General features: G+C 68.1%; 2 protein-coding genes. Both read left to right on the top strand.

The genetic code is table 11. From position 1 onward, the window contains the following. Positions 1-458: class I adenylate-forming enzyme family protein (locus ABD378_RS43745; protein WP_425583988.1), on the top strand; the 458-nt coding region annotated here is incomplete at its 5' end. A gap of 70 nt (positions 459-528) precedes the next feature. Continuing rightward, positions 529-938 (top strand): SDR family NAD(P)-dependent oxidoreductase (locus ABD378_RS43750; protein WP_344531060.1); only part of this gene is annotated, 410 nt, incomplete at its 3' end.

Genomic DNA, 938 nt, shown 5'->3' on the forward strand with positions numbered 1-938 from the left:
GGGATCTCGTCATGAAGGGCTACTACGCGGCTCCCGACAAGACGGCCGAGACCATCGTGGACGGCTGGCTGCACACCGGCGACATCGGTCACTTCGACGCGGACGGCTATCTGTTCATCACCGACCGCAAGAAAGACATGATCATCTCTGGTGGGCTGAACATCTACCCGAGTGAGATCGAGCAGGTGATCTGGAGTCACCCGGCGGTGCAGGACTGCGCCGTGATCGGTGTTCCGCACGACGACTGGGGCGAGGCGGTCACCGCGGTGGTCGAGCCCAATCCGGGCGGCCGGGTCTCCGCCGACGAACTGATCGCGTTGTGCAAGAAGACGCTGGGCAGCATCCGCGCGCCCAAGAAGGTGGACTTCGTCACCTCGTTGCCCCGCAGCGCGAACGGCAAGGTCCTCAAGCGCGCTGTGCGCGAGCGCTATTGGGCCGGCCGCACCCGGCAGGTCTGAGCAGGCCGAGAGCGATCCGGCCTGCTCCACGCGCCCTTCTCGGGCCACCCGTACAGAAAGGCAGGACGGTATGGCCATTGATTTCGGTCTCGAGGGCGCGGTCGCGATCGTCACCGGCGGCGGCTCGCGTGCGTCGGGCGTCGGAAACGGCAGGGCGGCCGCGGTGTTGCTCGCCGAGGCCGGGGCGCACGTGGTCGTGGTCGACTCCGCTCCGCAGAACATGGCCGAGACGCGGAGCCTCATGGCGGAGCGGGGCACGGACGCCCTTCTGGTCACCGCGGACGTGACGAGCCCGCAGGAGTGCGCCGATGTGGTCCGCCAGGCGTGGGACACCTTCGGCAGGGTCGACATCCTGGTCAACAACGTCGGCGTCGCCGGCCCGTCCGGAACCGTGGTCGACCTGGACCTGGACGCCTGGGACCAGTGCCTGCGCCTCAACCTGACGTCGATGATGCTGATGTCCCGGGCCGCCATCCCTCG

Source organism: Streptomyces rectiviolaceus (assembly GCF_039533825.1).
Lineage (GTDB): Bacteria > Actinomycetota > Actinomycetes > Streptomycetales > Streptomycetaceae > Streptomyces > Streptomyces rectiviolaceus.